This window comes from Oleiphilus sp. HI0080 (assembly GCF_001635135.1).
Window position 1 is genome coordinate 1 of the sequence record NZ_LWFU01000553.1, and the last position, 9,379, is coordinate 9,379.

Sequence of the window (9,379 nt, forward strand, 5' to 3'; positions counted from 1 at the left end):
GTTTTCAATCAACACGGCTTCAATCTTACCGTGTGTCTCTGATTTAACCGTGATCGTGCGCGATGGATTGACGGCGCCTTGTAAAGTGATGCTGTCGGCGACAGGTACGGCCGACATCTCGCGAATAATGACTTTGAAGCTTGGTTTGCTCGTTTCGGCTTTGTTGCTGCCTTCGAGCTTGGTCGTTTCGAGGCTGGCATCGGCCGAGTCTGCGGTTTCAGGCTTTTCTGTATTGCTAGAGCCGAAGGTGCCCGAAAGAACCCAAAGAAGGACGAGAACAGAGAGTATTGAAGCAATAACAACAGAGCGATTCATTGGCTACTCGAGATAAGTTTTTAAAGGGTGAAGCGTGTTTGGCGCATATTTTGAGATAGCCAACTATTCTGACGCAAATGCCACCTCAATCCAATTGGTGTTTAAGGCTTTTGGTGTTAGATTTGTGGCCAAATTCCAATAAACGAGACATTCGTGGCAAATCACCTCGCACATATCCATATCGAAAATTTACGCTTACGCACATTTATTGGTTTTAATCCGGAAGAACTGGAGAAGAAGCAAGATGTGGTGATTAATCTTGAGCTGGATTACCAAGCCGATACAGCATGTAGCAGTGATGAAGCGGACGATGCGTTGAACTACAAAGTCATCACCAAGGCGGTGATTCGCCTAGTTGAAGAAGGGCGCTTTAAATTGCTGGAAAAACTCTGTTCGGACATATTGGATCTGGTGTTGTCACATAACGAGGTCGCGTCTGCTCGGGTTAAAGTTGAAAAACCGCACGCGTTGCGTTTTGCCGATTCTGTCTCCATTACCTTAAGTTCTCAGACTGATGTTTAAAATGATTCAAATGCGATCTTCTAAAAGGCGTGGCCCAAAGGGCGTCTTGAACGATATTGTTTTGCGCGCACTGTGTCTTGTTGCGTTGTTGGTGGCGCTTGCAGGTTGTTCGACGACCACGTCGAATGTGCGCGATGTGATGGACGAGGTGGATCGCAGTGAGCTTGGTTTTATTCGCATGGCGGTGACAGGCGATGCGATTCAGACTGCATTGCAAGACAGTGAGCGTCTATTTGAGTTGCACAGCGACAGCGCAGAAGTACTAGAGCTCGTGCAGACGGTCGTTCGTTACTATGGTTTTACGCTCGTCGATGAGGACGACGCGGATTTTGTTCTAGATATTCAGCAGGCCGTTCCGGATGGGGGAGCGTGTGTGCATGGAGTTGAGTCATTCAGAGATGGCTTTACGTATTCTACCTCGGTTGTGACCTTTGGCATTGTTCCTGCCAAGGCGGCACATTGTATTGTGATTACGGCCGAGCTATATCAAGGCTACAAAGACGAGACCACGGTGATCGGTGAGTTTATTTCAAACCGAGGCTGGGTGCGCATTTACGCTGGTGTTGGTGAGATCGATAATTACCGTAAAACGGTCAAAGCGCGTGATGAGGTTAGGGCAATCGAAGCCTCGACTGCGGGCTTACTTAACCTTTTAATTGAGGAAGGCGCGTTTAAATAAATAATTGTCATATTGTTCCACTAATCTTCTACTAAACTTACAGGTTTACTTGGCCAGATGTTGGCCATTTCTTGCGTATTTCGCTAGTATTGTGGCGATTTTTCTCGCCACTGAGGGAGACGACCAAAAGTTGTCCTGTACTCAGATTCTGGCAATTTCTACCGATACCGTTTGGGGAAGACATGTCTAATAAAATTATCTACACGAAGACAGATGAAGCACCGGCACTTGCCACGTATTCACTATTGCCGATAGTGAATGCATTTACCTCGGCTGCAGAAGTAAGTGTTGAAGAAAGTGATATCTCTCTGGCAGCAAGAATGCTGTCAGCATTTCCAGAATATTTGAAAGACGAGCAGCGTGTCCCGGATGCATTGAATGATTTGGGCCAGCTAACGCTAAAGCCTGAAGCGAACATTATTAAACTTCCGAATATCAGTGCTTCTATCCCTCAGTTGAAGGCGGCAATCGCAGAGTTACAAGCGCAGGGTTATGACCTACCGGCATATCCTGATGAGCCAAAAAACGATGAAGAAGCCGATATTCAAGCGCGCTACGCGAAAGTATTAGGCAGTGCCGTTAACCCTGTATTGCGCGAAGGCAACTCGGACCGTCGCGCGCCAAAAGCCGTTAAGGCCTATGCACGCAAGCACCCTCATTCTATGGGTAAGTGGAGCCAAGCGTCGCGCACGCACGTTGCACACATGTGGGATCATGATTTTTATCACAACGAGAAATCGACGATTGTTGATAAAGCGTGCTCAGTAAATATTGAGCTTGAAACCAAAGATGGCCAGAAAAAGGTCCTGAAAGAAAACTTAGCTTTACTTGAAGGCGAAGTCATAGACGGAATGTTTATGAGCGTGAAAGCGCTTCGTAACTTTTTTGAAGAGGAAATGGAAGGCGCAAAGCGCGCAAATATTCTGTTTTCTCTGCACGTGAAAGCCACCATGATGAAGGTGTCCCACCCGATCGTGTTTGGTCATGCTGTCACCGTCTACTTTAAAGACGTTTTTGAAAAACATGCCGAGACATTCGAAAAGCTGGGCGTGAATCCGAATAACGGGCTGAGCAATGTGCATCAGAAAATTCAGGAGCTTCCGTATTCGCAACGTTCTGAAATTGAGGAAGATATTCGTCGCTGTTATGAGAATCGTCCAGAGTTAGCGATGGTCGATTCGGATAAGGGCATTTCGAATCTTCACGTACCGAGTGACGTGATCGTCGATGCCTCCATGCCAGCGATGATTCGTGTTGGCGGTAAAATGTGGGGCACGGATGGCAAGTTGAAAGACACCAAAGCGGTCATCCCTGAAAGTACTTATGCAACGATCTATCAGGAAGTCATCAATTTCTGTAAGCACCACGACAATTTTGATCCGACTACGATGGGCACTGTTCCAAACGTTGGTTTGATGGCACAAAAAGCAGAAGAGTACGGTTCGCACGACAAAACCTTTGAGCTTGCCGCAGATGGCGTTGTTCGTGTGGTTGACGATTCAGGCAAGGTGTTGATGTCACACGATGTGGAAAAGGGTGATATCTGGCGCATGTGTCAGACCAAAGACCTGCCGATTCGTGACTGGGTGAAACTTGCAGTGACGCGAGCGCGCGCGAGTGGTATGCCTGCCGTCTTCTGGTTGGATGCCGAGCGTCCACACGACGCCTCAATGATTTCAAAAGTCGAAATGTATCTGAAAGATCACGATACCGACGGCTTGGATATTCGAATTCTTTCTCCTGATCAAGCTATTCGCCTAACCATGGAGCGTTTGATTCGCGGACAAGATACGATTTCTGTCACCGGTAACGTGCTCCGCGACTACCTAACAGATTTGTTCCCAATTCTCGAACTCGGCACCAGTGCAAAAATGTTGTCGATTGTGCCCTTGATGGCAGGTGGCGGTTTGTTTGAAACAGGCGCTGGTGGTTCTGCACCGAAGCACGTCCAACAATTTAACGAAGAGAATCACTTGCGCTGGGACTCGCTTGGCGAATTTCTAGCGATTGCTGTCTCTTTGGAAGACTTGGGTGAGAAAACAGATAATCCTCATGCGAAGATCTTAGCCAAAACCTTAGATAAAGCGACCGAAGTTTTCCTCGAGGAAAATAAGTCACCTTCACGAAAAGTGGGTGAGGTCGATAATCGCGGCAGCCACTTTTATCTGGCACTTTATTGGGCCGATGCACTGGCCACGCAGGATGAAGACCCTGCATTGAAAGCTAAATTTACTGCGCTGGCCAAAGAGTTGCGTGATAACGAGGAAACAATCATCGGCGAGATGCTTGCTTCACAAGGGAAACCAGTCGACGTAGGTGGTTATTATCACCCTAATCAGGAGCTGGTTAGCTCTGCAATGCGCCCAAGTGCAACCTTGAATAAGATCATCGACTCTTTTAAGTAAAGGTAGATCTATTTGGCCGGGTAAGAGCGTTTGCGTTTTTCCCGGCCAGTTCTTTTTATTCTTTCTCTTCGTTTTTTAAACGATGTTTGGCTTAGTGCCAGTCGATTCCTTTGTTGTCGATCATGCTCTTATGAACATGTCGATCGTCTTTAGATATGTAACTCGCTGAGCGCTACTTTCTGGCCCTTCTCCAGCTTTTCGATTAGCCGACAAACGCGCTCATTCGCTGGGCAAGAAATGCCTGCTTCTTTTGCGAGGCGAACCACCATCCCGTTAAGAAAAGAAATCTCGGTTTTCTTTCCTGCCTGAATATCTTCCCACATGGAAGAGCGCGCGAGTGGGTCAATTTCCAGCATGCTCTTAGCTGCGCGTTTAAAGATAAAGTTTGGCAGTGAAAGGAAGGCAGGCAAAAGCGCCGGTGGGATTGCTGCAGATAGAATCAGACTTTGTTTTCGATATTTGCAAACAGCCAAATATTCTCGCATGGTTGCCGCAACGACGAGACGTAAACGTCGAGTTTCGAGTTGCTCTTTTAAAGGCATATTCGAAAGAGCGTTAATCGCATTGTTTAAATTGAGAAGCAGCTTGCCATACACCACGGGTTGAATATCTTGGTATAAGCTCAGCACTCTGTTTGACGTTTGAAATGCAGCATCTAGCCGCTGGGTTAAAGGAGTAGATTGAAGCTGTAATACACCTTCCGTGCCTTGGTGAAACTTTATACCGTCGTTTTCCGAAAGCGTGACGACATTGAAAGGAATGATGCCTGAATAGCAATTGGATTGATGCTCGAGTTGCGGAAGTTGCTGAAAAGCATTCAAACCGTTTTGTAAAAAGTGCATCTCGCAACCAGCGTTCGAAAGTTGAACGAGATCATCGAGCGCACCTTCAAGTTGATGGCACTTGAGTGTGACCAAGCAGAGATCGAAATGCTGTGAAGAAAGGTCTGGTAAAACCGTGTTCAAACTGGGTAGCGCAACCGAGCTAGCCCTTCCCGTATAGTCACTATAATGAAGCCCTCCTGAACGTTCTAAGTCTTTGCGAATGCGTGGCCGGCAAACCAGGCTTGTCTGCACTCCAGCTTCTTTGCATTGCGCCGCGATGTAGCAGCCTGTTGTACCGGCTCCGTATATAAGAATGTGCAATGGCGTACCTTTTGAAAGTCAGTGTTAAGGCGTGACTAAATCACCACCGAGTTAGATCAAGTATGTTCGAAATGTTATCGATGCATGTTACATGGTGGTGCGGTTTGGTCAAAATTTGTGCGTAGTATTGCTCGTCCAAGAATCAGTATGGTCTACTGATTTGCTTGTGTCTTTCGTTAAGTTACTGAATTATATGGTATAAACCTGTTTTTTCTGATTGTTGGCAAGCTATATGCAACGTGTTAGTTGACGGACTGATTGGCGCAAAGCAGTAAGTGCGTTACGCGCCAATCAGCTCAGCTGATTCATTTATAACTGAGGGCGTTTGCTTGTTGCAAGTGAAATGCCGAGGGGTAGCAGCAATGAAAAAAGTACTAGGTGTAGCGTTATTTGAATTGGAAGGTTCTACTGAAGAAGCAAGCTTTGGAGCCCTTAAAGAATATTTTGAAGCGATGTATTTCGCCAACTAATTAAGCAATTAAGCAATTAAGCAATTAAGCGTGTGCCGAACATACGATCGGAATTTATTCACAGAAAGAAAAAACAAAATCAGAAGCACAAGAAGAACCTAAGTTCTCTGAAAAAATATAAACAGTGTGTGTAGCCCGAGAAAGTTTGAGTCTTTTTTAGGCAAAAAGTCACAAGGATAATTCGTCATGGACGATTATAGCGGCCCGGGGACTGGCCGCTTTTTTTTGCCTCGAAACCTCGAAAAAAACCTTCGTTTCTATTTATTTATAATCGTTCGATTCTCTAATTATCAACTATATTTTACCCTACACTCTGCCTTTCTTATGTAGGTTTTGCTTACCTCTTTTGGAATCATCATTGATGAAGATCAGAAATAAATTCCTCTTGTTAATTTCTGTGCTTACCGTTTCCTCCATGACTGTTTTAGCCACCGTTCTGTCTACCTCGGCTTATGAACATGCGAATGTGTTTTTAGAAACTCAAGCAGAAGAGCATCTGGTCTCTATTCGCGAGATCAAAAAGACGCAAATCGAAGACTATTTTCAGACGATTCAGAGTCAGGTGATTACTTTTTCTAAAGATCGCATGATCGTGAATGCGATGCGGGAGTTTAAGCAAGGCTTCTCAGAATTTCGAGACCAGATTGACGCGACGCAGCTCTCATCCCAACGGGCTAGCTTGCAGTCGTATTATCAAGATCAATTTGCTAATGAGTATAAGTCGCGAAATGGGGGTGACAGTGTTTCTGTAGGCTCTCTATACAGTTCGCTTGACGAGGATTCCATCGCATTGCAGCACGCGTTTATCTCGGGAAACCCTGAACCCCTTGGTTCAAAGGATGGTTTAGTTGCATTAAACGACAACAGCCTCTATGCCAAGTTGCATGAAGTTTATCACCCGCCAATCAGAGACTACCTAACGCACTTCGATTACTACGATATATTTTTGGTGGATGCCGAGTCCGGAGACGTTGTGTATTCGGTGTTTAAGGAGCTGGATTTCACAACCTCGCTTTATGACGGTCCCTATGCCGATTCCGGCATTGCGCGTGTTTTCAAACAGGCGGTAAAGGCAGATGCTCCGGATCTGACTTTTATCGATGATTTTCATCCCTACTTACCTTCCTACCAAGATCCAGCGGCATTTATTGCATCGCCGATTTACGATGAAGGTGAAATGACGGGAGTACTTATTTTTCAGATGCCTATTGATACGATCAATACGATCATGACGCATAACGAAAAATGGGTAGACAGCGGTTTAGGTGAATCTGGAGAGACGTACCTAGTCGGACAAGATAAGAAAATGCGCAGCATGAGCCGATTCTTAATTGAAGATAAAGAGGGCTACTTGGCTGTGCTGCAAACCGCAGGTGAACGTAGCGGTGTGATCGATGAGATTGCAGCAAAAGGGACTAGTATTGGGCTTCAGTCAGTCAATACTCCAGGCGTTGAGCAGGCATTGTCGGGTGAGTCTGCTTTCGCAATTTTTGAAGATTATAGAAAAGTACCCGTACTTTCCGCTTATGCGCCGCTTGCGATAGAGGGCTTGAATTGGGTGATTATGAGCGAGATTGATGAGGCTGAGGCCTTTGCCCCAGGCCTAAGACTGCGAGAGGAAATTGTCGGCATATCGATTCAGGTTTTACTTGGGGCCTTGTTGATTGTGTTGTTAGTTGCCTATGTAGTGGTGAGGATGCTGGCTCGGCCCCTTGAGTCTCTAGGGCGTTTTCAGGTTGAGGTTTCGGACATCATACAGAATGCGGACCTGACGAAGCGATTGGATGTTCGCGGTAAGGATGAGGTGGCGCAAGCGGCGAATGCGGTGAACACCTTGCTTGAAGAATTCCAGATGGCGATTTCTTACATGATGAATATCGCTTCTCGACTTAAGTCAGGTGCGGCCTCGCTGCATGAGAAGACGCGCCTAAGCGTGGACGCGAGCCAAGCCCAAAGAGATCTCAGTGATGTCATTGCCAGTGCTGTTACCCAAATGACTTCGTCTGCGGGGGAAGTATCAAGAAGTGCTGAGGGTACCTCTGTGGTGAGCGTGAAGGCGAGTGACGCATCAGAGCAAAGCTGCGAATTTATGAATGTTCGAGTAGAGCGGATTCGTGCTCAAGCGACAAATATCAGTGCGATTGACCTAGAACTTATGACGGTTGTTGAGGCGAGTAAAGAAATTTCACAGATTCTCGAAGTGATCAATGACATTGCAGAACAGACAAACTTACTTGCCTTAAACGCGGCCATTGAAGCGGCTAGGGCGGGAGAGCTCGGGCGCGGTTTTGCCGTGGTAGCGGATGAGGTTCGATCTTTGGCGCAAAAAACGCATGACTCAACAGAGCAAATTAAGGGGACGGTTTCAGGGCTTTATGAAGCGATTAACAGAGCCCAAGATGTGACCAAAAAAGGTGTTGAAGAAGCGGAAAAGGGCGTGGAAGGAGTTGATCGCATGCGTGAGTCGCTCGAAAGCATCGATGATCAACTCAAAGAAATAAAAGATATGAACACAACTGTGGCAGCAGCTGCTGTTGAACAGCTTGCCGTTTCTGAGGAGGTTGCCAACCGGATCCAGGAAATCAGTACGCTTTCTATGGAGAACTTGGATGTGGCGGCGCAAAGTGACGCGGAATCGGGATCAGTTGAGAAGCTTGCTTTCGAGATGCAAGCATATATCGAAAAATTTAAGAGTTAGGCGTTTCAACGGGCGCTTCTTTTCGCTGTCGCCGGGCTTTGGGTTTTAAGCCAGCGGTCAATGATCGGTAAGAACCCGGCGTAGTTCCCTTTGTAGGTTTCGTGGTGCCGGTCATGAAACTCCGGGCCATGATAGAACGGCACTAGCCGCATCGGGTTCCACTTAAAGCTGTAGCCTAGATGTCCGTCAACCGCTTCCATCTGTCGCCATATGAACCATGCGTACACCACATAAATATGGCTTGAGAGCAGTATTGGGCCAATCAGTGCAATGCCGGCAGTTAATGCTAGCTCAACCCAGTGAAAGTAGTTACCAGCCAATGCATAAGGTGTTCTAACCTGATGATGTACAGAATGCACATTCTTTAGCAGCCACTTATTTTCATGCATCGTTCGGTGCATCCAGTAGTACAGAAAATCATCCAAGACGATAAAAAAAGCAATTTGCCAGACAAAGGTTGTCCAGTGAGGCACTTCGCCTGCGTGAATGCCAGTTAGACGAGCTAAGGGCCAGGCCAGTACAAGCAGCGTGAATACTAATAGGGAGTTGAAAACGATCAACGTGATGTTTTTGCCTAAGAACGTGCTGACTTCAAAATCTTTGTTTTGCACCCGATGAGGTTTGGCCCACTCAGGATCTAACCACGCGAGTAAGGTCCATGGTGCGGCGAGCAAGACGAAAACGCCAATGCCGATCGCAAAAGTGATGACGGGAAACTGAATAAACAAGGGCTCTTGATACCAGCCAATGATGGTATCGATGATGTCGGTTGGCATACGCGATTGTATTTTTTGTTATTGAGTACGCAATGAGCTTACACCATCACTGGTTAATGTACATATTGCTTGGTGTTTTGATAGGTGTTCGGGTCAAAGTCAGGATAGGCTTTTGAGCGCATAACGATTGCAATGGTTTTATATACTTCAACCCATGCGGCTTTACAGTCTGGCGTAAAATCATCACCGAGCCCCTCGGCGAGTGTATTAATCAGCGCATTTCCGACAGGCGTGTAGTCATCCACCTTTACACCATAGCTAACATGTTTCACTGCCATGTTTTCAAGCACTGGAACAAGCGCATCGAGATCATCAAGGGACTTTACTGCAAGCTTAAGCGCCGTCATCAATTTCTTACCCTGACCCTTC

Annotated in this window: 8 protein-coding genes; 4 read left to right on the forward strand and 4 right to left on the reverse strand. The window is 46.5% G+C overall.

The genetic code is table 11. From position 1 onward, the window contains the following. On the reverse strand, window positions 1–315 hold a 315-nt coding region (locus A3751_RS12130), incomplete at its 3' end, for a hypothetical protein (RefSeq protein WP_156492403.1). 153 nt (window positions 316–468) lie between these two features. Here A3751_RS12130 and folX point away from each other — a divergent pair. The 3 genes from folX (at window position 469) to A3751_RS12145 (ending at window position 3,921) form a co-directional block, all read left to right on the forward strand. Beyond that, the gene (gene folX / locus A3751_RS12135) at window positions 469–837 is read left to right on the forward strand and encodes a dihydroneopterin triphosphate 2'-epimerase (RefSeq protein WP_068456339.1); all 369 of its coding nucleotides are present in this window, start codon (window positions 469–471) and stop codon (window positions 835–837) included. Between the two features lie 46 nt (window positions 838–883). Beyond that, window positions 884–1,516, forward strand: coding sequence for a hypothetical protein (locus A3751_RS12140; protein ID WP_156492404.1), 633 nt, complete (start codon window positions 884–886; stop codon window positions 1,514–1,516). 182 nt (window positions 1,517–1,698) lie between these two features. Then, the gene (locus A3751_RS12145; RefSeq protein ID WP_068456344.1) at window positions 1,699–3,921 is read left to right on the forward strand and encodes an NADP-dependent isocitrate dehydrogenase; all 2,223 of its coding nucleotides are present in this window, start codon (window positions 1,699–1,701) and stop codon (window positions 3,919–3,921) included. 149 nt (window positions 3,922–4,070) lie between these two features. Here A3751_RS12145 and A3751_RS12150 read toward each other — a convergent pair whose 3' ends face one another. Then, window positions 4,071–5,066 (reverse strand): 2-dehydropantoate 2-reductase, encoded by a 996-nt coding sequence (locus A3751_RS12150; RefSeq protein ID WP_068456347.1) that lies wholly within the window; start codon window positions 5,064–5,066, stop codon window positions 4,071–4,073. Window positions 5,067–5,951: 885 nt separating this feature from the next. Here A3751_RS12150 and A3751_RS12160 point away from each other — a divergent pair. Then, window positions 5,952–8,234: a methyl-accepting chemotaxis protein gene (locus A3751_RS12160; protein ID WP_197466305.1), complete on the forward strand. Its 2,283-nt coding sequence runs from the start codon at window positions 5,952–5,954 to the stop codon at window positions 8,232–8,234. A gap of 5 nt (window positions 8,235–8,239) precedes the next feature. Here the strand turns inward: A3751_RS12160 and A3751_RS12165 are convergent, their stop codons facing one another. Together A3751_RS12165 and A3751_RS12170 are read right to left on the reverse strand one after the other, a co-directional pair. Continuing rightward, entirely contained in the window at window positions 8,240–9,010 is a 771-nt protein-coding gene (locus A3751_RS12165) for a sterol desaturase family protein (protein WP_068456356.1), read from the reverse strand. Between the two features lie 53 nt (window positions 9,011–9,063). Beyond that, the coding region (locus A3751_RS12170; RefSeq protein ID WP_156492406.1) for a globin domain-containing protein at window positions 9,064–9,379 on the reverse strand (316 nt) is incomplete at its 5' end.